This window comes from Actinosynnema sp. NPDC002837 (assembly GCF_040295345.1).
In the GTDB taxonomy this organism is placed as follows: Bacteria; Actinomycetota; Actinomycetes; order Mycobacteriales; family Pseudonocardiaceae; genus Actinosynnema.
The window spans coordinates 1-22,986 of sequence record NZ_JBEOVG010000056.1 but is presented as its reverse complement, the minus strand read 5'-3'; the positions used below and the strand labels follow the sequence as shown (position 1 = coordinate 22,986).

At 71.0% G+C, this 22,986-nt stretch carries 24 protein-coding genes; 11 read left to right on the top strand and 13 right to left on the bottom strand.

The genetic code is table 11. The features are described 5' to 3' along the window. Window positions 1-36 precede the first annotated feature (36 nt). On the bottom strand, window positions 37-1,419 hold the full coding sequence (locus ABTZ99_RS29995; protein ID WP_498784901.1) for an APC family permease: 1,383 nt from the start codon (window positions 1,417-1,419) through the stop codon (window positions 37-39). A gap of 71 nt (window positions 1,420-1,490) precedes the next feature. Further along, a complete protein-coding gene (locus ABTZ99_RS29990; RefSeq protein WP_499615938.1) occupies window positions 1,491-1,724 on the bottom strand; it encodes a hypothetical protein in 234 nt (77 codons plus the stop codon). Between the two features lie 94 nt (window positions 1,725-1,818). On the opposite strand from ABTZ99_RS29990, the gene ABTZ99_RS29985 reads away from it, so the two are divergent. Both ABTZ99_RS29985 and ABTZ99_RS29980 read left to right on the top strand, forming a co-directional pair. Next, window positions 1,819-2,658: a helix-turn-helix domain-containing protein gene (locus tag ABTZ99_RS29985; protein ID WP_499615936.1), complete on the top strand. Its 840-nt coding sequence runs from the start codon at window positions 1,819-1,821 to the stop codon at window positions 2,656-2,658. Window positions 2,659-2,670: 12 nt separating this feature from the next. Continuing rightward, the gene (locus tag ABTZ99_RS29980) at window positions 2,671-2,853 is read left to right on the top strand and encodes a DUF397 domain-containing protein (RefSeq protein ID WP_499615933.1); all 183 of its coding nucleotides are present in this window, start codon (window positions 2,671-2,673) and stop codon (window positions 2,851-2,853) included. Here ABTZ99_RS29980 and ABTZ99_RS29975 read toward each other — a convergent pair. Further along, the gene (locus ABTZ99_RS29975) at window positions 2,847-3,359 is read right to left on the bottom strand and encodes a hypothetical protein (RefSeq protein ID WP_498784893.1); all 513 of its coding nucleotides are present in this window, start codon (window positions 3,357-3,359) and stop codon (window positions 2,847-2,849) included. The genes ABTZ99_RS29980 and ABTZ99_RS29975 overlap by 7 nt on opposite strands. A 4-nt stretch (window positions 3,360-3,363) precedes the next feature. Then, window positions 3,364-3,771 carry a zinc-binding dehydrogenase gene (locus ABTZ99_RS29970; protein ID WP_499615931.1) on the bottom strand — a complete coding sequence of 136 codons (408 nt, stop codon included), beginning with the start codon at window positions 3,769-3,771 and terminating at the stop codon, window positions 3,364-3,366. Between the two features lie 258 nt (window positions 3,772-4,029). Here ABTZ99_RS29970 and ABTZ99_RS29965 point away from each other — a divergent pair, with 258 nt between their 5' ends. Further along, window positions 4,030-5,331 carry a cation:proton antiporter gene (locus ABTZ99_RS29965; protein ID WP_498777529.1) on the top strand — a complete coding sequence of 434 codons (1,302 nt, stop codon included), beginning with the start codon at window positions 4,030-4,032 and terminating at the stop codon, window positions 5,329-5,331. Between the two features lie 14 nt (window positions 5,332-5,345). Here ABTZ99_RS29965 and ABTZ99_RS29960 read toward each other — a convergent pair whose 3' ends face one another. Further along, the gene (locus tag ABTZ99_RS29960) at window positions 5,346-6,689 is read right to left on the bottom strand and encodes an MFS transporter (protein WP_499616002.1); all 1,344 of its coding nucleotides are present in this window, start codon (window positions 6,687-6,689) and stop codon (window positions 5,346-5,348) included. Window positions 6,690-6,758: 69 nt separating this feature from the next. Between ABTZ99_RS29960 and ABTZ99_RS29955 the strand changes: the two genes are divergently transcribed. Continuing rightward, complete coding sequence (locus ABTZ99_RS29955; RefSeq protein ID WP_498777531.1) at window positions 6,759-7,598, top strand: radical SAM/SPASM domain-containing protein; 840 nt, start codon at window positions 6,759-6,761, stop codon at window positions 7,596-7,598. Here ABTZ99_RS29955 and ABTZ99_RS29950 read toward each other — a convergent pair. Continuing rightward, window positions 7,564-9,948 (bottom strand): ATP-binding protein, encoded by a 2,385-nt coding sequence (locus tag ABTZ99_RS29950; RefSeq protein WP_498777533.1) that lies wholly within the window; start codon window positions 9,946-9,948, stop codon window positions 7,564-7,566. The two genes, ABTZ99_RS29955 and ABTZ99_RS29950, sit on opposite strands and share 35 nt — an antisense overlap. Window positions 9,949-10,074: 126 nt before the next feature. Between ABTZ99_RS29950 and ABTZ99_RS29945 the strand changes: the two genes are divergently transcribed. From ABTZ99_RS29945 to ABTZ99_RS29935, 3 genes are read left to right on the top strand one after another with little or no spacing between them, the layout of a single operon-like run. Further along, window positions 10,075-10,734 (top strand): response regulator transcription factor, encoded by a 660-nt coding sequence (locus ABTZ99_RS29945; RefSeq protein WP_499615929.1) that lies wholly within the window; start codon window positions 10,075-10,077, stop codon window positions 10,732-10,734. Next, on the top strand, window positions 10,727-11,956 hold the full coding sequence (locus ABTZ99_RS29940) for a sensor histidine kinase (protein WP_499615927.1): 1,230 nt from the start codon (window positions 10,727-10,729) through the stop codon (window positions 11,954-11,956). Before ABTZ99_RS29945 ends, ABTZ99_RS29940 begins: the two co-directional genes overlap by 8 nt. 56 nt (window positions 11,957-12,012) lie before the next feature. Beyond that, window positions 12,013-13,299, top strand: coding sequence for a DUF2079 domain-containing protein (locus tag ABTZ99_RS29935; protein ID WP_498777539.1), 1,287 nt, complete (start codon window positions 12,013-12,015; stop codon window positions 13,297-13,299). On the opposite strand, the gene pdxH is transcribed toward ABTZ99_RS29935, so the two are convergent. Together pdxH and ABTZ99_RS29925 are read right to left on the bottom strand one after the other, a co-directional pair. Then, the gene (gene pdxH / locus ABTZ99_RS29930; RefSeq protein ID WP_498777541.1) at window positions 13,296-13,952 is read right to left on the bottom strand and encodes a pyridoxamine 5'-phosphate oxidase; all 657 of its coding nucleotides are present in this window, start codon (window positions 13,950-13,952) and stop codon (window positions 13,296-13,298) included. The two genes, ABTZ99_RS29935 and pdxH, sit on opposite strands and share 4 nt — an antisense overlap. 48 nt (window positions 13,953-14,000) lie before the next feature. After that, on the bottom strand, window positions 14,001-14,861 hold the full coding sequence (locus ABTZ99_RS29925) for an urease accessory protein UreD (RefSeq protein WP_498777543.1): 861 nt from the start codon (window positions 14,859-14,861) through the stop codon (window positions 14,001-14,003). A gap of 116 nt (window positions 14,862-14,977) precedes the next feature. Here ABTZ99_RS29925 and ABTZ99_RS29920 point away from each other — a divergent pair, with 116 nt between their 5' ends. Further along, a complete protein-coding gene (locus tag ABTZ99_RS29920; RefSeq protein ID WP_499615923.1) occupies window positions 14,978-15,454 on the top strand; it encodes a DUF4232 domain-containing protein in 477 nt (158 codons plus the stop codon). On the opposite strand, the gene ureG is transcribed toward ABTZ99_RS29920, so the two are convergent. Genes ureG through ABTZ99_RS29895 form a run of 5 tightly spaced genes read right to left on the bottom strand, consistent with a single transcriptional unit; the run spans window position 15,424 to window position 19,125 of the window. Further along, the gene (ureG, locus tag ABTZ99_RS29915; protein ID WP_499615999.1) at window positions 15,424-16,104 is read right to left on the bottom strand and encodes an urease accessory protein UreG; all 681 of its coding nucleotides are present in this window, start codon (window positions 16,102-16,104) and stop codon (window positions 15,424-15,426) included. The genes ABTZ99_RS29920 and ureG overlap by 31 nt on opposite strands. Window positions 16,105-16,108: 4 nt before the next feature. Further along, complete coding sequence (locus ABTZ99_RS29910; RefSeq protein ID WP_499615920.1) at window positions 16,109-16,759, bottom strand: urease accessory protein UreF; 651 nt, start codon at window positions 16,757-16,759, stop codon at window positions 16,109-16,111. Continuing rightward, complete coding sequence (locus ABTZ99_RS29905) at window positions 16,759-18,459, bottom strand: urease subunit alpha (protein WP_499615918.1); 1,701 nt, start codon at window positions 18,457-18,459, stop codon at window positions 16,759-16,761. The genes ABTZ99_RS29910 and ABTZ99_RS29905 overlap by 1 nt, the downstream gene beginning before the upstream one ends. Continuing rightward, entirely contained in the window at window positions 18,456-18,812 is a 357-nt protein-coding gene (locus tag ABTZ99_RS29900) for an urease subunit beta (protein WP_498777552.1), read from the bottom strand. Before ABTZ99_RS29900 ends, ABTZ99_RS29905 begins: the two co-directional genes overlap by 4 nt. Window positions 18,813-18,822: 10 nt before the next feature. Beyond that, window positions 18,823-19,125 (bottom strand): urease subunit gamma, encoded by a 303-nt coding sequence (locus ABTZ99_RS29895; RefSeq protein ID WP_498777554.1) that lies wholly within the window; start codon window positions 19,123-19,125, stop codon window positions 18,823-18,825. Window positions 19,126-19,310: 185 nt separating this feature from the next. Here ABTZ99_RS29895 and ABTZ99_RS29890 point away from each other — a divergent pair, with 185 nt between their 5' ends. The 3 genes from ABTZ99_RS29890 (at window position 19,311) to sepH (ending at window position 22,855) form a co-directional block, all read left to right on the top strand. Next, window positions 19,311-20,423, top strand: a complete 1,113-nt coding sequence (locus ABTZ99_RS29890) for a citrate synthase 2 (protein ID WP_498777556.1) — start codon at window positions 19,311-19,313, stop codon at window positions 20,421-20,423. 150 nt (window positions 20,424-20,573) lie between these two features. Continuing rightward, window positions 20,574-21,707 (top strand): phosphoserine transaminase, encoded by a 1,134-nt coding sequence (gene serC / locus ABTZ99_RS29885; RefSeq protein ID WP_498777875.1) that lies wholly within the window; start codon window positions 20,574-20,576, stop codon window positions 21,705-21,707. Window positions 21,708-21,946: 239 nt separating this feature from the next. Next, window positions 21,947-22,855 (top strand): septation protein SepH, encoded by a 909-nt coding sequence (sepH, locus tag ABTZ99_RS29880; RefSeq protein ID WP_499615914.1) that lies wholly within the window; start codon window positions 21,947-21,949, stop codon window positions 22,853-22,855. The last annotated feature ends 131 nt before the right edge of the window (window positions 22,856-22,986 follow it).

The following is a 22,986-nucleotide window of genomic DNA, read 5'->3' as shown; positions in this document are numbered from 1 at the left end:
GTGGGCCGCAGCACGCGCCCCACCACCGTCGACGGGTCACTTGGACAGCTTCTCCGGGTCGAACGTCACCTTGCCGTGCACCAGGCGGTTGATGAGCCAGAGGACGACGCCGGCCGCGAGCAGGTACAGCGCGATCTCGTAGTCCGCCGACGCGCGGCCCGACAGCGGGCTCGCCAGGTACGCGCACGTGATCGCGCCGAGCACCGGCACCCACGTGGGCGCGCGGAAGTGCTTGTGGTCGACCTTCTCCTTGCGCAGCACCAGCACCGCGACGTTGACGATGGTGAAGACGACCAGCAGCAGCAACGCCGTCGTGCCGCCGAGCTTGGCGATGTCCGTGGTCGACACCAGGATGATCGCGACCCCCGACGTGAAGACGATCGAGATCCACGGCGTGCGGCGGAACGGGTGGACGGTGCCGAACACCTTCGGGATGATCCGCTCGTTCGCCATGCCGTAGACCAACCGGCTGGCCATCAGCATGTTGATCAGCGCCGAGTTGATGACCGCGAACAGGCCGATCAGCGCGAAGATCCACAGCGGGAAGCCCGGCGCGCCGACCTGCACGACCCGCAGCAGCGCCGAGGAGCCTGCCTTCGACAGCTCGTCGGCCGGGATGAGCAGCGACGACGTGATCGCGACCAGCACGTAGATCAGCGCCGCGATCACCATGCCCCACAGCATCGCGCGCGGGAAGATCCGGGTCGGGTTCTGCGTCTCCTCGGCCATGTTCACCGAGTCCTCGAACCCGACCATCGCGAAGAACGCCAGCGCGGTGGCGGACGTGATCGCGACGAGCGCGCTCTGGTCGGGCGCCGGGTCGACCTGCGTCAACCGGCTCGCGTCGCCGTCGCCCGCCAGCACCGCGTAGATGCCGATCGCGATGATGATCACCAGGCCGGACAGCTCGATGCAGGTCAGGACGACGTTCGCCTTGACCGACTCCGAGACGCCCCGGAAGTTGATCAGCGCCAGGCCGACGATGAACAGGATCGCGACCAGCGTCGCCGACACGGTGAACGTGTCGGAGAAGAACTCCTTGATGACGGATTGGAGGTACGTGCGCCCGAACGCGAGCGCGGCCGACGACGCCGACGTGATGCCCGAGCTCATCACCGCGAACGCCACCATGAAGGTGAGGAACTGGATCTTGAACGCGCGGTTGGTGTACAGCGCCGCGCCGGCCGCCTTGGGGTACTTGCCGACGAGTTCGAGGTAGCTGAACGCGGTCAGGAACGCCACCACGAACGCGATCAGGAAGGGCAGCCACAGCGCGCCGCCGATCTTGCCCGCGACGTTGCCCGTGAGGGCGTAGATGCCGGTGCCGAGGATGTCACCGACCACGAAGAACAGCAGCAGCTTCGGGCCGATGGCCCGTTTCAGTTCCGGTTGCTCCGGTGCGCTCGTCGCTTCCGCCATGCCGAGTGAGTGTGCCGGATCACACTGGACCGGGATAGTCGAATCGGCACACCTTGGGCAAGTCTTGATGTTCAGGGCCGGGCGGCCGCCCGCAGATCGGCTTCGGCCTGCGCGATGGCCTCGTCGAGCGCCTCCCGGAACGCCGCGATCTGCGCCGCTTCGAGTCGGACGCCGTCCACCCCCGACGGCAGGAAGACGTCGATCCCGCCGTCCTGGACCTCCAGCGCCATCACGTCCTCGTCCTCGGAGTAGCACCGCAACAACCACTCGCGCTTCGGCGACGTCACCTTGATGATCGGCTCCATGCCGCAACATTTGCAGCCTTGCCTTATTTTCGGCAATAACTCGATCGAGTGACTTTCCTTGCGATGCAATTTGCAACCCCCCTAACTTGATCGCATGGCACGCCGCGCTGGAACATCCGCCCGCTCCCGCCGACTCGCGCACGTCCTCCGCAAACTCCGCACCACCGCCGGCCTCAGCATGGACGCCGTCGGCGAGGCGGTGGGCATGTCCGCGAGCAAGATCAGCCGCATCGAGTCGTCGGAGATCGGCGTCTACCTGGACGACCTGGAAAAGCTGCTCGACTGCTACAAGGTTGCGCGCAAACAACGCGTCGAACTCCTCGACCTCGCCCGGCACGCCGAACAACGCGGCCTGTTGCGCATGAACAACCAAAACCTGCCCGAGGACTGGCAGACCTGGGCCGACTTCGAGGACGAAGCAAGTTCACTGCTCAACTACGAGCCCTTGATGATCCCAGGCCTGCTGCAAACACCGGAGTACGCGCGGTCGATTATCGCAGCGACCGGACAAGGGCTCACCGAGGCCCAGGTGGATGCCCTCGCGACCAGTCGAATGGCGCGCCAGGGGTTGCTCAGCCGCAACACTCCGCTCAAGTTGAGCGTGATCATCGAGCAGAGCGTTCTGGAGCGCCCATTCCACGACCCGGGGGCGCACCGCCGCCAGATCCGGCATCTCATCGACGCCGGGGAAAGGCCCAACGTCACCGTGCGGGTCATGCCGACCGATGCAGAACTGCACGGCGGCCTCAACGGACCGTTCGTGATCCTGGAGTACGACGACGAGCCGAGCCTGGTGCTGCTGGAGAACAAGGTCGCGAGCCTGTTCATCGACGAGGAGGACCAGATCGAGGTGTTCGAGGCGACGTGGGCCGCACTGCGGCGTTCGGCCTACACCGAGGAGGAGACGCTGGATCACCTCAAGGGACTTGCGTGAAACGATGGGCGAATGACCCTGTGGCGTAAGAGCTCCCGCAGCAACAGCAGCGCCAACTGCGTGGAGGTGGCGCACCTCCCGGCACAGGCGGCGACACTGGCGGCAACCCGGGTGGCGGCCCGGGACTCGAAGAACCCCGCTCCCACCGTCACCTTCCCCGCCGCGTCGTGGGCGCGGTTCCTGCGGGCTCAGTAGTCCTCCCACAGGTCGAAGTCGGAGCTGTTCGGGCCGGCCGTGTCGTCCACCCCGATGGCGGCCAGGTCCGCCGACGTCACGGTCGTGCCCGCGCGATCGCCGAGGAACACCTCGACCAGCGACTCCAGCACGTCCAGGTGGGCGTCGCGCGACCGGTCGTTGCACGCGGCGATCCGGTGCAGGCCGTCGAGGACGTGCCGCTGCGCCGGGGTGCCCGCCAACTGCCGGTAGAGCAGCCCGGCCTCCGCCATCCCCTCACCCGGCGCGGTGATCTTGACGTACGACGACGCCGTGGTGCGGAACAGCATGAACAGCGCGGCTTGATCACGCGGCACCCGGTCGTGCTCCAGCGTGAGCCCGAACAGCCGCTGCAACCCGTCCAGGACCCGCAACCGGTGCTCGCGCAGCGCGGCGTTGAAGGCGTTGCTCGCGTAGTAGCCCTGCTTGGCGTCCGGGTGGGCGTCGAGGAACGCCTGCACGAACGCCCGGCGGTCGTAGGTGATCACCCGGCTAGTCCACCACGCTGATCACCACGTTGCCCCGCTTGTGCCCGGAGTCGACGTACCGGTGGGCCTCGGCGATGCGCTCCAACGGGTAGGTCCGGTCCACCACGACCCGCAGCCGCCCGTCCTCCGTCATCTCCTTGACGACGAGCAACCCGGCGTTCTTGCGCACCGACATGCCGAACACGACGTCGCACGCGCCGAACAGCTTGGCCGGCTGCACCGCGCACGTGCCGATGCTGCCGGACGCGCCGTTGACCACCCGTCCCCACCGCGGCTCACCCCGCCGCATCGCGCACTCCGCCGACGTCACCGTCGTCGCGCGCACCTCGATCAGCACGTCGTCCTTCCCGGGAACGGGCACGGCCGACTCCACGACCCGGACCACCTCCGGCGGACCGAACCTGGTGTGCACGGCAGCTCTCGTGCCGGGGGACGCTAACCGGCGAGGACTGAGGGCGTTCTCAGCATTTCCGCAGTTCAGGGGCGTCATCTAGGGATGCCCCGGAGACCGTGGACGCACGCGCGGGCGCGCATCCCCAACACGCACAGGGGTTGGCGCCACCCGATGCGGGTAACTGGCTGAGTACTCGACCCGCTCGACCGCGAAACCCGCTCGACCGGGGACACGCTCGACCGGGAGAACCACGCGCCGACGAGAGGAACTCACCCGTTGGGTCCGACTGCGGTGGTCTACGCCAGTGTCGGCGTCGCGACCCTCCTGGCCGCGGTGCTGCCGCGGGTCCTGGGACGGGCGCCAGCCTCCATGCCGATGGTCTTCCTGGCCGCGGGCGCGCTCGCGTTCACGGTCATCGACCCGCTGCCCGATCCCGATCCGACCGAGCACGGCACGCTCACGGTGCACCTCACCGAGCTGTGCGTGATCATCTCGCTGATGGGCGCGGGCCTGGCGCTCAACCGGCCGGTCGGCCTGCGCCGGTGGTCGACGACCTGGCGGCTGCTCGGCATCACGATGCCCTTGTCGATGCTGGCCGTCGGCGCGCTCGGGTGGAGCGCGCTCGGCCTGGGCCTGGCCTCGTCGGTGCTGCTGGCGGCGGTGCTGGCGCCCACCGACCCCGTGCTCGCGAGCGAGGTGCAGGTCGCCGAGCCCGCGGAGAACCCCGACGACCCGGGCGAGGAGGAGGACGAGGCGCGCTTCGCGCTGACGTCCGAGGCGGGGCTGAACGACGGGCTGGCGTTCCCGTTCACCTACGCCGCCGTGGCCATCAGCGTCGTCGGCGCCGCGCCGGGCGCCTGGCTGCCGCAGTGGCTCGCCGTGGACGTGCTGTGGCGACTGGCGTGCGCGCTGCTCGTCGGCCTGCTCACCGGGTGGGGGTTGCGCAAGCTGTTCTTCGCCGCGCCGTCGAAGGATTTCCGGCTGGCGGAGCACGCGGAGGGCTTCGTCGCGCTGGCCGCCACGTTCCTGGCCTACGGCCTCACCGAGCTGGCCGAGGGGTACGGCTTCGTCGCGGTCTTCGTCTGCGCCTGCGCGATCAGGGCCGGCGAGCGGTCCCACGGCTACCACCGCGTCCTGCACCAGTACGTCGAGCAGGTCGAGCGGATGCTCACGGTGCTGATCATCTTCCTGCTGGGCGGCGCGGCGGTCACCGGCCTGCTGGCCGGCACCGGGTGGCGGGAGGTGCTGGTGGCACTGGTCTTCCTGCTGGTGGTGCGACCGGTGGCCGGCCTGGTCGGGCTGGCTCGGGGCAAGACGGGGCCCCGTGAGCGGGCCGTCATCTCGTTCTTCGGGGTGCGCGGCGTCGGATCGCTCTTCTACGTCGCCTACGCGCTCCAGTCCGGGGATTTCGCCGACCAGGACGCGATCTGGCGAGTGGTCGGCCTGGTGGTCATCGGCTCGATCGTGCTGCACGGCATCACGGCGACCCCGGCCATACTGCTGCTGGACCGCCTGAGGGTGCGCGCGGCGCGGGTACGGCACGGCGACCCGGGCCAGGCTCCGCGAACCCCGGTCTGACCGCGGTCAGCGGTTCACTTGGCGGCGTCCCCGGCAGCGACGCCCCCGGTGGCGACGTCCGCCGGGGCGAACCGGTAGCGCCTGATCGCCGGGATCGCCAGCACCGCCAGCACCGTCGCCACCACCACCAGGACCCCGCCCGACGCGGTGGCGTTGCCGGGACCGATCATGGCCCCCGTCGTCCCGTGCAGCAGGTCCGCCAACCGGGGACCGCCCGCCACCACCACGATGAACACGCCCTGCATCCGGCCGCGCATCTCGTCCGTGGCCGCCGACTGCAGGATCGCGCTGCGGAACACCATGCTGATCATGTCCGCCGCGCCGCCGATCGCCAGGAACACCACCGCGAGCCACAGGGCGTTCGACAGGCCGAACCCGATCATCGCCACGCCCCACGCCACGACCGCGAGCACGACACCCATGCCGTGCCGGGTCACGCGTGACGTCCAGCCGGACGTGAGGCCGCACAGCATCGCGCCCAACGGGATGGCGGCGAACAGCAGCCCCAGCGCCAACCCGCCACCCGCCGGGTCGCCGAACGTGTTCTCGGCCATCTCCGGGAACAGCGCCCGCGGCATGCCGAACACCATCGCGATGATGTCCAGCAGGAAGCTCGCGAGCAGGATCTTCTGCACGGCCAGGTAGCGGAACCCGTCGACCACGTCCCGCAGCCCGGCGCGCCGCGACGTGCCGCTCAACGGCGGCAGCGGCGGCAGCTTCCAGACCGCCCAGATCGTCAGCGTCAGCGCGACCGCGTCGACCAGGTACAACGTCGACAGGCCGACGACCGGCATCAACGCGCCCGCCAGCATGGGACCGAACACGCCGCCGAACATCATCACCGTCGAGCTCAACGCCGTGGCGGCCGGGATCTGCTCGGCGGGCACCAGCCGGGCGACGGAGGCGGTGCGGGCGGGGGCGTTCACGGCGAAGAACACCTGCTGCAGCCCGAGGAGGGTGATCACGAGCCAGACCGAGTCCACGTACAGCGCGGCCTGCGCCCACAGCAGCACGGACGTCACCGCGACACCCGTGTTCGTGACGACGAGCAGCTTGCGCCGGTCCACCACGTCCGCGATCGCGCCGCCGTACAGCCCGAAGACCAACAACGGCACCAGGGCCACCCCGGCCGCCACGCCCACCCAGCCCGACGACCCGGTGAGGTCGTACACCTGCTTGGGCACCGCCACCGCGGTCAACTGGCTGCCGACGGCCGTGACGATCGTCGAGAGCCACAACCGCCGGAACGCCACGATCCTCAGCGGTCGGGTGTCGATGGCGATCTTCCCCAGCACTCTCCGCACGGTCGTTAGCGTACGGCAACTAACAACTCCTTCACCGAGACCTCGAACACCCATCACTCGTTTGGGGCTTCTCAGCACGCTGGGCAGTGTCGACGCTGAGAGGACAACAGTGGGGGTGGGGCCGTGTTGCGCTGGCTGTCGCTCGAGTTGACCGGTCGTTGCCAACTCCGCTGCACGCACTGTTACGCCGACTCGTCGCCTTTGGGCACGAGCGGCACCATGACCACCGACGATTGGTCACGGGTGATCGACCAAGCCGCCGACCACGGCGTGGAGGAGGTTCAGTTCATCGGCGGCGAGCCGACCACGCATCCCGCGTTCGCCCGGCTCGTCGACCACGCGCTGTCCCGTGACCTGGCGGTCGAGGTCTACAGCAACCTGGTGCGCATCCGCGACGACCTATGGCGGCTGTTCGAACGCAACGGGGTCGCGCTTGCCACGTCCTACTACTCGGACCGCGCCATGGAACACGAGTCGATCACCGGCCGGACGGGCAGCCATGCCCAGACGCGCTCCAACATCACGCAGGCGGTCCGCCGGGGCATACCCATCCGCGTCGCGATCATCGAAGGGCATCACGGGCGGCGGACCCGGCAGACCCGCATCGAACTCGCCGGACTCGGAGTATCCGAGATCACCGTCCACCGCGTGCGCCGGATCGGCCGGGCCGGAGCGTACGGCCGCCCGGAGGTCGCCCAGCTGTGCGGACGATGCGGCTGGGACCGACTCGCGATCGGCGCGGACGGCGAGGTCTGGCCGTGCACCCTGGCCAGGTCCGCGTCACTCGGCGACGTCCGGAAGCGTTCTCTCGAATCCCTGCACAACGCTGCGCGGACGATCGCGGTCCGTCGCGTGTCGGGTGCAGGTGAAGGTGCCTGTGCACCGAGTGGTGAGACCGACTCGCCCGATCGGATTCCGATCCACGGAGCTACCGACCCAAAGCCGCTTCGACCTTCTCCCTGAGCGCCACCGTGAACTCGTCCGAGAACCCCGCGAGACAACTCAGCGACTCTTCTCGAACCGCGACAGCTTCCGCTCTTGAGTCACTCAGATTCAGCGCCTCGCCCAAGTGGCACAGAGCCAAGCCCAATTGCCACGTGTCACCGATCTCCCGGAAGACCGCCACGGCACGTCGGTGGAAGTCCACCGCCTCCTCGTGGCGCGCCAGTGCCTGGTAGACCTCTCCGGTCCCATCGAGGGCTTGAGCCTCGCGGCCGCGATCTCCCAGGGACCGATGGATGGTCACCGCCCGCTGGTACGACTCCAACGCACTGGCGGTATCACCTACAGACCCTTGGATCTTCCCCAGTTCCAACAGGACGTAACCCTCCAACAGGAAATTCTTCAACGTTCGGACGATGTCCAGCGCGGTTTCGATCGAGTCCAGGGCACGACGGAACTCCCCCATGGCGGATTGTGCTCTGGCGAGGACGATTAGAGCGATCGATTCTCCGTAGCGATCGCGGAGTTCCCGCCCGATGGCCACGGCTTCCTCGGCGACGGAAGCGGCCTCCGCGAAACGCCCTTGACCGATGTGGGCGTCAGCCAGGTTGTAGAGCGGGATCGCCATGCGCTGATGTTCACCGATTTCCCGGTAGATGACGCCGACCTGTCGGAAGACCTCGGCAGCTCTGTCGAACCGACGCTGGGCGAGGTGCGCGATCCCGAGGTTGGCGAGAGAAACTGCTTCGCCCTGCCGATCGCCCCGTTGGCGCCGGATGGCAAGGGCGGCTTCGTGTCGTTCAATCGCCTCGAGGGGGCGTTGCCGTCGGATCGCGATACCTCCGAGAGCGGACAGGACCGCTGCTTCGCCAGCCTTATCCTCCGCACGTCGAGCAGCGGCGAGCGCCACGTCCATCCCGCGCTCGTTCTCGCCCATCGAACTGTTCGCCGAACCGTATGCCTTGAAGACGACCGGCAGCTGCCACGCCAGCCGATCCATCCCCGCTCGCACTGCCGCGTTGGTCGCGGCCAGCAGGTTGTCGTACTCGCTCTCGTACCACCTGACAGCCTCGTCGTGATCGACGAAGGAGAGAACGGCTGCGGTCGATTCCAGCGGATCGAGCGGCAGTCGCCGGCTGTGCGTGTGCATGACCGCGTTGGCCGCCTCGGCGGTGTGCAGATACCACAGCACCAGCCGCCGCAAGCACGCTTGGCGAACATCCAGCGACTCGGCTGTGTTGACCTGATCAGTCGCGTAGGCGCGCAACAGATCGTGGAACTGGTAGCGATCAGGCGCTGTCTGCTCCAGCAGGTGGGCGCCGATGAGGGCGTCCAGCCGCCGTCGCGCGTCGGCGATCGGCACGTCGGCCAGGGCCGCGACCGCCTGTACGCCGAAATCAGCTCCAGGATGCAGGCCGAGCAGTCGGAAGAGCCGCGCGGCGGCCTCAGGCAGGGCACGGTAAGACCACGCGAAAACGGTGCGGACTGCGCCCGCTTCGTCGTCGTCCCCGGTGGACAATGCGTCCCACAGCCCGGATTCGTCGCGAAGATCCTGGATGAGGCTGTTCAACGGCATGTGCGGTCTGCTGGCGGCTCGTTCCGCGGCGATCCTCAGCGCCAGCGGCAACCGGGCGCACAACCTGGCGAGTTCGGCGATCTCCTCGCGGTCGTCGTCGGTGCGGTAGTCGGTCGTGACCGAGCGGATCAGCTCGACTGCCTCGGCTTCGGGCAACAATTCGAGAGTCAGCCTGCGGGCACCGTTGCGGGAAGTCAGGCCGGATAGCCGACTGCGACTGGTCACCACGACCAGGCTCTCCGCCGTGCCGGGCAACAGCGGACGGACTTGGGCGACCGTAGCGGCGTTGTCCAGCAGGATCAATATGCGCCGGCCGGCCAACAGCGAGCGGTACATCGCGGCTTTTGCTTCGAGGTCGGTCGGGATCGCGTCGGGGCGCACTTCCAGCACGCGCAGGAAGCGGTCGAGCGCCTGGTCCGGTGTTACCGGCTCACCAGGGTCGTAGCCCCTGAGGTTCACGTACAACTGGCCGTCGGGGAACTGGTGACGTGCGCGGTGCGCCCAGCGAACGGCCAGCGACGTCTTGCCGACACCCGCCGTGCCGGCGACCACCACCGCCGCCACCGCGTCGCGGTCGTCGCCGCGGAGCGCCAACAGGTCGCCGAGCATCCCCAGCTCACTCGACCGGTTGACGAATCCGCGGATGTCACCGGGGAGTTGCTGAGGTACCCGACTCATCTCCGACGCGGACTGGTGGAAGTGCACTCCACCGCTCACGTCCCGCGCCTGGAACACGTTGCCCGCCGACCCGGTGACCTCCGACCTGTTGTCGCTCGGGCCCGGCTCAACGCTCATGGTTCCTCCTGCGCGCGGGTGGCTCTCCAAAGAATGTCGAGTGTGTCGGTCGCTGACCACCTGCTACACACGAATGGCCACGGTCGAGTAGCGGAAAGGGGAGCGGCTGTCCGTAAGGTGCCGGGTGTGCGACTGCTCGTGGTCGAGGACGAGGTCCGGTTGGCCGAGTCCCTGAAGGCCGGGCTGGAGGCCGAGGGGTACGCGGTCGACCTCGCGTTCAGCGGGACGGACGGGTTGTGGATGGCGTCCCGGCACGCCTACTCCGCGATCGTGCTGGACATCCTGCTGCCCGGCCTGAACGGCTACCGCGTCTGCCGCCGGCTGCGCACGGCCGGCGACTCGACTCCGATCCTCATGCTCACCGCCAAGGACGGTGAGCTGGACGAGGCCGAGGCGCTGGACACCGGCGCCGACGACTTCCTCTCCAAGCCGTTCTCCTACGTCGTGTTCCTGGCCCGGTTGCGGGCGCTGATCCGGCGCGGCGGGTCGTCCCGGCCGAGCGTGCTGCGGGTCGGCGACGTCGAGCTGGACCTGGGCAGGCGGGAGTGCCGGTCGCGCGGCGCGCTGGTGCCGTTGTCGGTCAAGGAGTTCAGCGTCCTGTCGTTCCTGCTGTCGCGGCCGGGCGAGGTGGTGAGCAAGGCCGAGCTGCTGGAGGGGTTGTGGGACTTCGCGGCCACCCCGGACCCGAACCTGGTCGAGGTCTACGTCAGCTCGATCAGGCGCAAGCTGGGCCGTGACGTCATCCGCACGGTCCGCGGCGCGGGGTACGTGGTCGCCGGTGGCTAGGTCCCCGACCGCGTGGCCGCCCATCGACAGGATCCGGATCGCGGTCGCCGCCGCCGTCGTCTCCGGCGCGCTGCTGGCCGCCGGCGCGGCGTGGCTGGTCGAGCAGATGGAACTGCAGGTCGAGCAGCAGATCGTCGACGCCGCCCGAGCACGCGCGGACGAGGGCGCCCACCGGCTGGCGAAGCTGCTCGTGACCACTGGCGACCTCGCGGCGGTGCGGTCGATGGGCACCGCCCTCGGGCCGTTCGAGGTGGTCGACCGGGACCACGAGGTGGTCGCGAGCTGCCCGCCGACGGAGCCCCCGATCAACCTCGGCAGCCTGTCAGGCCCATCACGGGTGCTGAGGCGGCACACCACCCAGGTCCGCGTGGACCCCGACCGGCACGACTGCGTCGCGCCCGACCTGTGGCGCGACGGCGACGTCATGGAGGTCCACGTCGCCACGGTCACCACCGAGCTCTACGACGTCCGCGTGGCCGCGCCGATCGGCAACGCCGACCGGACCGCCGTGGAGGGTGTCCGGGACCTGCTGCGGACGTTGGTCCCGGCCACCGCGCTGCTGATCGGTGTGCTGGCGTGGCTCGCGACCACCACCGGCGACACGTTCGTCCGGCTCAACGCCGCGCTCGACCGGCAACGGCGGTTCACGTCCGACGCGTCGCACGAGTTGCGCACGCCGCTCGCCTCGGCCCGCACCCAGCTCGAAGTGCTGCTCGCCCACCCCGACCGGGTCGACTGGCGGCGCACCGCCGAGAACACCGTGCTGGACCTCGACCGGATGCAGGCCGTCGTCACCGACCTGCTGTCCCTGGCCCGCCTCGAAGGACCCCTCGATCGCCACCGGGTGGACCTGGCGGAGCTGGCCGGCGTGCCCGGACCGGTCGAGGTCATCGGCGACCGGCCGCAGCTGGAACGGATCCTGCGCAACCTCCTCGGCAACGCCGAACGGCACGCGTCCTCGCAGGTCACCGTCACCGTGACGGTGGAGGGCGACACGGCCGTGCTGCGCGTCGCGGACGACGGGCCGGGCATCCCCGGAGCCGACCGCGAACGGGTCTTCGAGCCGTTCGTGCGGCTGGACGAGGGCCGTGCGCGGGACGAGGGCGGCGCGGGCCTCGGGCTGGCCATCGTGCGCGAGGGCGTGCGCGCCCACGGCGGCACGGTCGAGGTCGAGGACAGCGACCGGGGCACGGTGATGGCGGTCCGGCTGCCCCTTGCCTGAAGGGTCCTTCAGGCGGCTTCAGCTCCGGTTCAGCGTGCTCGCCCGACGCTGCCGCCGTGCTCGACACCCGACCGCGGACCACCACCCGAACGCGGACCACCGTCCGACCGGCGTACGCCGTCGCGCTCGGCCTGGCCGTCCTCTACTCCGGCTACGCGCTCGCGCGGCACCACTCGTTCCAGACCACCGGGTTCGACCTGGGCATCTTCGAGCAGGCGGTGCGCTCCTACGCCGCCGGGCGGTGGCCGACGGCCGACCTGAAAGGCCCGGGCTTCCCACTCCTCGGCGACCACTTCCACCCGGTCCTCGCCCTGCTCGCCCCGTTCTACGCGGTGGTCCCGCGCGCGGAGACGTTGCTGGTCGCGCAAGCCGTGCTGCTGGCCGTGTCGGCGATCCCGGTGACGAGGTTCGCGGTGGACCGGCTCGGTCGGCGCGGCGTCGTCGTCGGCGTGGCGTACGGGCTGTCGTGGGGCCTGCACAACACCGTGGCGTTCGACTTCCACGAGGTGGCCTTCGCCGTGCCCCTGCTGGCGTTCTCGCTGGAGGCCCTGGCCCGCGAGCGGTGGCGCCCGGCGGTCACCTGGGCCCTGCCGCTCGTCCTGGTCAAGGAGGACCTCGGCCTGACGGTCGCGGCGATCGGCCTCTACCTGGTGTGGCGCGGGGTCCGGCGTGGCTGGGCGGTGGCGGCGTTCGGGGTCGCGGCGTCCGCCGTGGTCGTGCTCGCGGTGCTGCCCGCGGTGAACCCGGCGGGCGGCTACCCGTACTGGGTGCGGACGGCGGAGACCGGCGGCCTGGGTTGGCTGCGCCTGCTCACCGCGGTCGCGCTGCTCGCGCCTACCGGCTTCCTCGCCGCCCGGTCGCCGCTGCTCGTGATCGCGCTGCCCACGCTGGCGTGGCGGTTCGCCTCCGGCAACCCGGCGTACTGGGGCATCGAGCACCACTACAGCGCCGTGCTGATGCCCGTGGTCTTCCTCGCGTTCCTGACCGCGAACCCGCGCCGGGTCTGGATCTGCGCGACGGTCACGGCCGCGTTCACGCTCGCCCTGCTCCTGCGACCCCCGCACCAGCCGACGTGGGACGAGGGCCGGCGCGCGACGGCCGCCGGAGTCCTGGCGATGATCCCGGACGACGCCCACGTCGCCGCGTCGAACCGCCTCGCACCGCACCTCACCGGCCGGTGCCGGGTGTCCTTGTTCCCGGCCGACGCCGAGTGGCTGGTCGTGTCCCGCCCGTCGCACTGGCCGACCACGCCCGACGAGGAGGACCGACTCGTGAAAAAGGCCTCCGCCACCCATCGAGTGGTGGCGGAGGCCGATCACGTCATCCTGTTGCGCCGCCGCTAGGGGGCGACCCGCTGCACTTCCCAGCCGTCGCGGCCGAGGCGGAAGCGGAGGCGGTCGTGCATCCGGTCGCGGCGGCCCTGCCAGAACTCGACCTCTTCGGGCCGGATGCGCCAGCCGCCCCAGTGCGGCGGCACGGGTACCCGGTCGGCGTCGGCGAACTGCCGCTCGACCTTGTTCAGCGCGCTCTCCAGAGTGGAGCGCCCGCTGACGACGCGGGACTGCGGCGAGGCCCAGGCGCCCAGCTGCGAGCCGCGCGGGCGGCTCTCCCAGTAGCTCGCGGTCTCGGCGGGCCCGACCTTCTCCACGGTGCCGCGCACGTGCGCCTGCCGCTGCATCGCGAACCACGGGAACGTGGCCGACGCGTACCGGGTGGCCATCAGGTCGTGGCTCTTCGTCGACGTGTAGTTGGTGAAGAACACCAGGCCGCGCTCGTCGAGGCCCTTGGCCAGCACGGTCCGCGAGGACGGGCGGCCCTCGGTGTCCGAGGTCGCCAACACCATCGCGTTCGGCTCCGGCAGGCCCGCGCCCGCCGCCTGGTCCAGCCACAGCTGCAACTGCTCGTGCCAACTCGCCGCGAGGTCGCTCTCCGTGAGCGAGCCTTGTTCGTAGGACACCCGCATCGACGGCAACGCGATGTTCGTCGTCTCCGACATCCCGACCTCCCGGAGCGTAGTTCGTCCTGGCCAAGGCACTTGTGGCGCCTAGCGGTCCAGCGACCGTACGGCTTTCCCGCCCGAGGCGAAACCGCCCGCACGGTGATGACCGCCACCCGATCCGTGACTTTCGGTGTGACCCTCGCCTCGGAATCGAGTACGAGATCGAGTCAGAACGTCGCTCGATCCGGGATGCCTGGCCCGTGCCTGGTCGAGCGCGCGTTCGACGGTCACGGCGTCGTCGGCCACGGCGGTGCCCAGACTTCCACCGCGTGCCAGCGGAACGAGCGACCACCACTGCTCCGAGACCGCTCCCGGCAGGTCGTCGCCCCAGCACAGCAGCTCGGTGCCGAACACCCGGCGGCCCGCCAGACCGGCCGGGCTCGCGTCCACTTCGGGCGTTCCCAATCGAGACGTCTGCTTGATCAGCGGCCCGTTCCGCCGGACGTCGAGCGTCGTGGTGAGCGAGCCCGGCCGCTCGTTCGACCGACCCAGCACGACCACGTCCCGCGCGCGCAGCCGAGCTCCTTCCCCCATCCGCGCGCGGAACACGGACTCGTGGCACGCACGCGCGGTGACGACCGTCGGCTCCGGCAGGTACGCCAACGACGCGCCGTCGGCCAGCTCCACGTCGACCAGCGCGCGGCTGCCGCCCCCGTGCCGACCGGGCAGCGCCAGCGTCGCGGCCACGCCGCGCAGCTCCAGCGACGCGCCCTCCTCGACCGTCACCCGCAATTCCAGGTCGTCACCGCCCAACGGGGCCGTAACCGCGCTGACCAGGTGCACGAGCGCCACCTCGTCGGCGCCGCGACGCGGCACCAGGCGCAGCGGCGCCATCGACCGCATCCCGCGCACGACGGTTCGCCCGTTCGGGTCGCGTGCCACGACCAGGTGAGCCCGCGCCCTCACCGGAGCAACCCCTGTGACCCCCGACACGTCACCAGGTCGGGTGGAACCGCCACCCGCGGATCTCGGGGGAGATCGTGATGAGGAGAGTTGTCGCAACAGCCGCTGTCATCGCGGCAATGGTGGTTATCGGCGGAACCGGGGGAACCGCGGTCGCACAGCGAGCCGAGGTCTCGACGTGCCGCTCGGCGGACCTGACCATCGGGTTCGGCCGCGTGGGAGGCGCGGCGGGCACCGTGTACCGGGAGGTCGTGTTCACCAACCGGGGGCTGCGCACGTGCGTGCTGCGGGGCTTCCCAGGTGTGTCCTATGTGGACGCCGACGGCGACCGGGTCGGCGCCGCCGCCGTGCGCGTCGGCGACCGCGGTCCGCTGCTCACCCTGCCGCACGGCACGGCGGTCCGCTCGGACGTCGGCTTCGCCCAGGTCGACAACTTCGACCCGGACGTGTGCCGCAAGACGCCCGTGTGGGGCGTGCGCGTGTTCCCGCCGGACGAGACCGTGCCGCTGTACCTGCCGATGACCGACCAGCACGGCTGCGCGGGCGACGTCAGCCCGTTCGGCGATCAACTGACCGCCGCGAGCGTGCGGAGCTGAGCGCGCACCCAGTCGGCCACCGCGGGAGCGTCCGGTGTGTCCACAAGGGACTGCGCGATCACCGGTAGCCCGCCGCGCATCCGGTGGGCGTCGGCCGTCATGACACCGAGGTCGGCGCCCACCAGCGGCGCGAGGTCCGTCTTGTTGATCACCAGCAGGTCCGCGGTGGTCACGCCGGGGCCGCCCTTGCGCGGCACCTTGTCGCCGCCCGCCACGTCCACCACGAAGACCTGCCGGTCGACCAGGCCGCGGCTGAACACCGCGGTCAGGTTGTCGCCGCCGCTCTCGATGATCACCAGCTCCAGGCCGTGGATCCGCTGCTCCAGCAGCTCCACGGCGTCCAGGTTGGCCGTGATGTCGTCGCGGATCGCCGTGTGCGGGCACGCGCCCGTCTGCACGGCCTCGATCCGCTCGACGTCCAGCACGCCGGCCGCGCGCAGGAAGTCGGCGTCCTCGGTGGTGTAGATGTCGTTCGTCACCACGGCGAGGTTCACGCTGTCGCCCAGCGCCCGGCACAGCGCCGCGGTCAGCGCGGTCTTGCCGCTGCCGACCGGCCCGCCGATGCCGAGGCGCACGGCCCGGTGCCCGTGGTCGTGCGGGTGGTGCGGGTCGTGGCCCGCGTCGGTGGGGTCGAAGTTCACCGGGTGCACGTGGTCAGCTGACAAAGAGACGCACCTCTTCCGTGTGGTGGCGGTCATGGGCTTCGGCCAGCAGGTCCAGGCCGGGCGCGCTCGGGGCGGGCAGGTCCGCGGGCGGGGTGTCGGCGTGCCCGGCGGCCGTCGCGGCGATCGCGTCGATCTCGGGCGCCAACCGGGCCAGCACCGCGTTCACGCCGAACGGGTCGAGGCCGAGCAGCCGGATCGCGCCCGTCGCCGGACCCGTCACCGCGTGGTAGGCCACGGTCTGCGCCGCCTCGAACGGCTCGCCGACGAGCACGCCGACGATGACGGGGTGGTGCGGCCTCGGCGTGACCCGCAGCAGCTCGGCCAACGCCGCCGTCGGCCACGCCCGCCGGGCCGCACGCGCGATGCCGCGCCCCTGCACGCGTGAGGCGTTGCGCTGGGCGGGCGACGGCGTGCGGGCGTCGAGTTCGGCGTCCAGCTCCGCATAACGCCCGCGGCACGCGGCGGACGCGAACACCGCGCCCAACGCGCCCGCCGTCCGCAGCCGCCCGATCAGGAACGACGCCAACGACGCCTCGTCGGTCACCAACCGCCGCGCGACGGCCTCCTCCAGCCCGCCCGAGTGCACGTGGCCGCCGCCCGGGAACCGGGAGTCCGCGATCATCAGCGCCGCGAGGTTCATCAGAACAGGAAGTAGCGCTGGGCCATCGGCAGCTCCGCCACCGGCGCGGGCTCCACCAGCTCGCCGTCGATCCGCACGGCGAAGCTGTCCGGGTCCACCTTCACCGACGGCATCGCGTCGTTGAGCACCATGTCGGCCTTGGTGACGCCACGCGTGTTCCCCACCGCCACCAACGGCCGCGCCAACCGCAGCACGTCCGCCAGGTCCGCGTCGACCGCTTGCCGCGACACGAAGTGCACGCTGCCGCGCGCCGCCGAGTGGGCGCCGAACATCGGCCGGGCGAAGACCGGCTGCGGGGTCGGGATGGACGCGTTCGCGTCGCCCATCGCCGCGTGCGCGATGAACCCGCCCTTCAGCACCACGGACGGCCGCACGCCGAAGAACTTCGGCTCCCACAGCACCAGGTCGGCCAGCTTGCCCACCTCCACCGACCCGACCTCGTGGTCGATGCCGTGCGCGATGGCCGGGTTGATCGTGTACTTGGCCACGTACCGCCGGGCGCGCAGGTTGTCCGCCAGCTCGCCGAACCGCCCGTGCATCACGTGCGCGGTCTGCCACGTCCGGATGATGACCTCGCCGACCCGGCCCATCGCCTGCGAGTCCGAGCTGATCATCGAGATCGCGCCCAGGTCGTGCAGCACGTCCTCGGCCGCGATCGTGGTCGGCCGGATGCGGCTCTCCGCGAACGCCAGGTCCTCGGGCACGGACCGGTTGAGGTGGTGGCACACCATCAGCATGTCCAGGTGCTCTTCCAGCGTGTTCACCGTGTGCGGGCGCGTGGGGTTGGTCGAGGACGGCAGCACGTTCGGCTCGGACACCACCTGGATGATGTCCGGCGCGTGCCCGCCGCCCGCGCCCTCGGAGTGGTAGGCGTTGATCGACCGGCCCGCGATGGCGGCCAGCGTCGACTCCACGAACCCGGCCTCGTTCAACGTGTCCGTGTGGATCGCCACCTGCACCCCGGACTCGTCGGCGACCCTCAGGCAGGCGTCGATCGCCGCCGGCGTCGTCCCCCAGTCCTCGTGCAGCTTGAACCCGCCCGCACCGCCGGCCAGCTGCTCGCGCAGCGCGTCCTCGCGGGTCGTGTTGCCCTTGCCGAGCAGCAGCACGTTCACCGGCAGGTGGTCCAGCGAGACGAGCATCCGGCCCAGGTTCCACGCGCCGGGCGTCACCGTCGTGGCCTTCGTGCCCTCCGCCGGGCCCGTGCCGCCACCGATCAACGTGGTCAGCCCCGAGGCGACGGCCACGTCCACGATCCCCGGCGTGATGAAGTGGACGTGGCAGTCGATGCCGCCGGCGGTGAGCACCTTCCCGTTGCCCGAGAGCACCTCGGTGGACGGTCCGATGACCAGCGCCGGGTCCACGCCGTCCATGGTGTCGGGGTTGCCCGCCTTGCCGATGCCGACGATCCGGCCGTCCCTGACCCCGACGTCGGCCTTCACCACGCCCCAGTGGTCGAGCACGACGGCGCCCGTGATGACGAGGTCCGGCGCGCCCTCCGCGCGGGTGGCCACGCCCTGGCCCATCGACTCGCGGATCACCTTCCCGCCGCCGAAGATCACCTCGTCGCCCGAGCCGCGCGGGCCCCTCGACCGGTCCTCGGTCACCTCGATGAAGATGTCGGTGTCGGCGAGCCGGATCCGGTCGCCGACCGTCGGCCCCAGCAGTTCCGCGTAGCGGCGGCGGCTGATCCCGGTCACCGGTCCGACTCCCCGGCGTCCGACTCCCGTGCGCCAGGCTCGCCGGCGTCCAGCTCCCCGGCCCACTCCGGCCGCAGCCCGGGCACGCGCCGCGCACCGGCCAGCGGCACCAGCACGACCTCGCGCTCGACACCCGGCTCGAACCGCACCGCCGTGCCCGCCGGCACGTCCAGCCGCTTGCCCCACGCGGCCTCCCGGTCGAACTCCAGGCCGGGGTTGACCGCCGCGAAGTGGTAGTGCGACCCGACCTGCACCGGGCGGTCCGCCGCGTTGACCACGACGAGCGTGGTGCGCGGCCGACCGGGGTTCAGCTCGACCGGCTCGTCGCCGGTGACGATCTCGCCAGGGACCACGGGCTGCTCCTCACACGATCGGGTCATGCACGGTCACGAGCTTGGTGCCGTCCGGGAAGGTCGCCTCGACCTGCACGGACTCGATCATCTCCGGGACGCCCTCCAGAACCTGCTCCCGGCTCAGCACGTGCCTGCCGCTGTCCATCAGCTCGCTGACCGTCCGGCCGTCGCGGGCGCCTTCGAGCACGTGCTCGGTGATGAGCGCGACCGCTTCCGGGTAGTTCAGGACCACCCCGCGTTCGAGCCTCCGGCGCGCGACGTCCGCCGCCACGTGGACCAGCAGCTTGTCCCGCTCGTGCGGTGTCAGGTGCATGGCCGGTGGTCTACCACGGGAAACACCGCCCACCGCCGAACCGAAACAAGGCGTTAACGATCACCCGTCTTCTGAATCGGTTCCTTGATCGTGACCGACGACACGCGCACCCGCGATTGCCCGCAGGTCGGAAGGGGAGCAAGGTTTCTCCAACTCTTTACTTCCGCCGAGAAGGAGCGCACAGCGTGGTGCAGACCGAGGACGACGGATTCCGGCCGGGTCTCGAGGGCGTGGTCGCCTTCCGCACCGAGATCGCCGAACCGGATCGCGACGGTGGCGCGCTGCGCTACCGCGGCGTGGACATCGAGGACCTGGCCGGCCACGTGACCTTCGGCAACGTGTGGGCGCTGCTGGTCGACGGCCGCTTCGGGCCCGGGCTGCCGCCCGCCGAGCCGTTCCCGATCCCCGTGCACACCGGCGACGTGCGGGTGGACGTGCAGGCCGCGCTGGCCATGGTCGCCCCGATCTGGGGCTACGAGCCGCTGCTGGACATCACCGACGAGCGGGCGCGCGAGCAGCTGGCCCGCGCCTCGGTCATGGCCCTGTCGTACGCGGCGCAGTCCGCGCGGGGCATCGGCCGGCCCGCCGTGCCGCAGCACCGCATCGACGAGTGCACGACGATCACCGAGCGCTTCCTCACCCGCTGGCGCGGCGAGCCCGACCCCGCGCACGTCAAGGCGCTGGACGCCTACTGGGTGTCGGCCGCCGAGCACGGCCTGAACGCCTCCACGTTCACCGCCCGCGTCATCGCCTCCACCGGCGCGGACGTCGCCGCGTCCATGTCCGGCGCCATCGGCGCCATGTCCGGCCCCCTGCACGGCGGCGCGCCCGCCCGCGTGCTGCCCATGATCGAAGAGGTCGAGCGCACCGGCGACGCCGAGGGCTACGTCAAGGGCATCCTCGACCGGGGCGAGCGCCTCATGGGCTTCGGCCACCGCGTCTACCGCGCGGAGGACCCCCGCGCCCGCGTGCTGCGGCGGACGTGCCGGGAGCTGGGCGCCACCCGCTACGAGGCCGCGAACGCCCTCGAACAGGCCGCCCTGGCCGAGCTGCGCGAACGCCGCCCGGACCGCGCCATCGAGACCAACGTCGAGTTCTGGGCGGCGGTGATCCTCGACTTCGCCCAGGTCCCGCCGCACATGATGCCCGCGATGTTCACCTGCGCCCGCACCGCTGGCTGGTCGGCGCACATCCTGGAGCAGAAGCGCACGGGCCGCCTCGTCCGCCCGTCCGCGAAGTACGTGGGCCCCGGCCCCCGCAAGCCCTCCGAGGTCGAGGGCTGGGCCGAGATCGCCTGACCCGGCCCACCGGAACTGGGGGTTTCCACCCCGCGTGGCGTGACCCGGGACACCCGGCTGTCACCGCCCGGCCACCCGGCTGCAACACTTAGGGCTCCCGGCAACGGCGCCGGTCGTGCCGACCCCCTCCCCGTGACCGGAGGCTTCGCGATGACCCAGACCGCCGACCCGACCTCGTTGGTCCTGCCCCCCGAACTGCTGCCGTCCGACGGCCGGTTCGGGTGCGGGCCCTCCAAGGTCCGTCCCGAGGCCCTGGCGGCGCTCGCGGCCGAGGGCGCCGCGCTGATGGGCACCTCCCACCGGCAGAAGCCGGTGAAGTCCCTGGTCGGCTCGGTCCGCGCCGGCCTGCGCGAGCTGTTCTCGCTGCCCGAGGGCTACGAGGTCGTCCTCGGCAACGGCGGCACCACCGCGTTCTGGGACGCCGCCGCGTTCGGCCTGGTGCGCGAGCGGGCCCAGCACTTCACCTACGGCGAGTTCTCCTCGAAGTTCGCCAAGGTCACCTCCGACGCGCCGTTCCTGGGCGACTCGATCGTGGTCAAGGCCGACCCGGGCAGCGCGCCCGAGATCGCCTACGCCGAGGGCGCCGACCTCGTCGGCTGGGCGCACAACGAGACCTCGACCGGCGTCGCGGTGCCCGTCTCCCGCCCCGCGGGCTCCGACGGCGCCCTGATCGCCATCGACGCCACCTCCGGCGCGGGCGGCCTGCCGGTCGACCCGGCGGACTTCGACGTCTACTACTTCGCGCCGCAGAAGTGCTTCGCCTCCGACGGCGGCCTGTGGATCTCCCTGATGTCGCCGGCCGCCCTGGAGCGCGTCGCCGAGATCGGCAAGTCGGGCCGCTGGGTGCCGGAGTTCCTCTCGCTGACCACGGCCCTGGACAACTCCACCAAGGACCAGACCTACAACACGCCGTCCCTGGCCACGTTGTTCCTGCTCAACGACCAGATCGAGTGGATCCTGAGCAACGGCGGCCTCAAGTGGGCCGTCGACCGCACCGCCGACTCGTCCTCGCGGCTGTACACGTGGGCCGAGTCGACCTCCTACACGACGCCGTACGTGGCCGACCCGGCCCACCGGTCCCAGGTCGTCGGCACCGTCGACTTCGACGACTCGGTGGACGCCTCCGTGGTGGCCAAGGTCCTGCGCGCGAACGGCATCGTGGACGTCGAGCCGTACCGCAAGCTGGGCCGCAACCAGCTCCGCGTCGCCATGTTCCCGGCCGTCGAGCCGACCGACGTGAGCACGCTGACGAAGGCCGTCGACTGGGTCGTCTCCAAGCTCTGACCCGGACCCACCTGTGGGGGTCGTCCCATCCGGGGCGGCCCCCACAGCCATGACCAGGCACTTCGGGAAGCCGCACCCACCGCCGGCGAGGTGAACCTTGTGCTAACGGAGGTGCGCGGGCCGCCGACATACGGCAAGATCACACGAAGATATCGGCGAACACGGCGAGTCTCCCCCGTCAAGGCGGCGCGCCGCATTAACGTGAGTACTCGGCGAGGTGAGCCATCCGGGAGGCCATGATGCGAGCGTTGCGAGTCATCGGGCTCGAAGACGACGGCAAGTCCGTCATCCTCGAGGACCCGGATCGCGGCGAGCGCTTCGTGCTCCCCGCCGACGAACGGCTGCGCGCGGCGGCACGCGGCGACCTCACCCGGCTCGGCCAGATCGAGATCGAGGTCGAGAGCCAGATGCGCCCGCGCGAGATCCAGGCGCGCATCCGCGCCGGTGAGTCCGTCGCCCAGGTGGCGGCGGCGGCCGGCCTGCCCGCGCACCGGGTCGAGCGCTACGCCTACCCCGTCCTCCTCGAGCGCTCCCGCACCGCCGACCTGGCCCAGCGCGCCCACCCCGTCCGCGAGGACGGCCCGGACGTGCAGACCCTCGGCGAGGTCGTCGCGCACTCCTTCGGCCTGCGCGGCCAGGAGTACGCCGACGTCAGCTGGGACTCGTGGCGTGGCGAGGACGGCCGCTGGGTCGTGCAGCTGCACTGGACCGCCGGCAGGTCCGACAACCTGGCGCACTGGGCCTTCCACCCGGGCGCCCAGGGCGGCACGGTGACCGCGCTGGACGACGGGGCCATGGAGCTCATGGACCCGAACCCCAACCGCACGCTGCGCACGGTCCGGCCGGTGACCCAGCTGGCCCGCCAGGCCCTGGAGCTGGAGAAGCAGCAGGAACCGGAGATCCTCGTCCGCGAGGAACCGGCGCCAACGCCCCCTCCGCCCCCGGTCCAGGAGCCCCAGCCGACGCCGGAGCCCGCACCGGTGGCCGAGGAGCCCGCGCCGGCGGCCCCCGCGCCGCAACAGCCGGCGGCAGGCGCCAAGCAGCAACCGCCCCGCAAGGACCCACCGCCCAAGCGAGGCAAGAAGAACCACCCGATCGTGCCGTCCTGGGAGGACGTCCTCCTGGGCGTCCGCTCCACCCGGGGCTGACCCCGACCGGATCCGGAGAAGGCCCCCGCGCAGCACCTTGGGTTCTAGTGGTCGTCGCAACACCCCAGTTGGGGAGTTGTGGTGGATTTCGAGATCCGGGATCGGTCGGTCAACCTGGGCGGTCGGCGTCT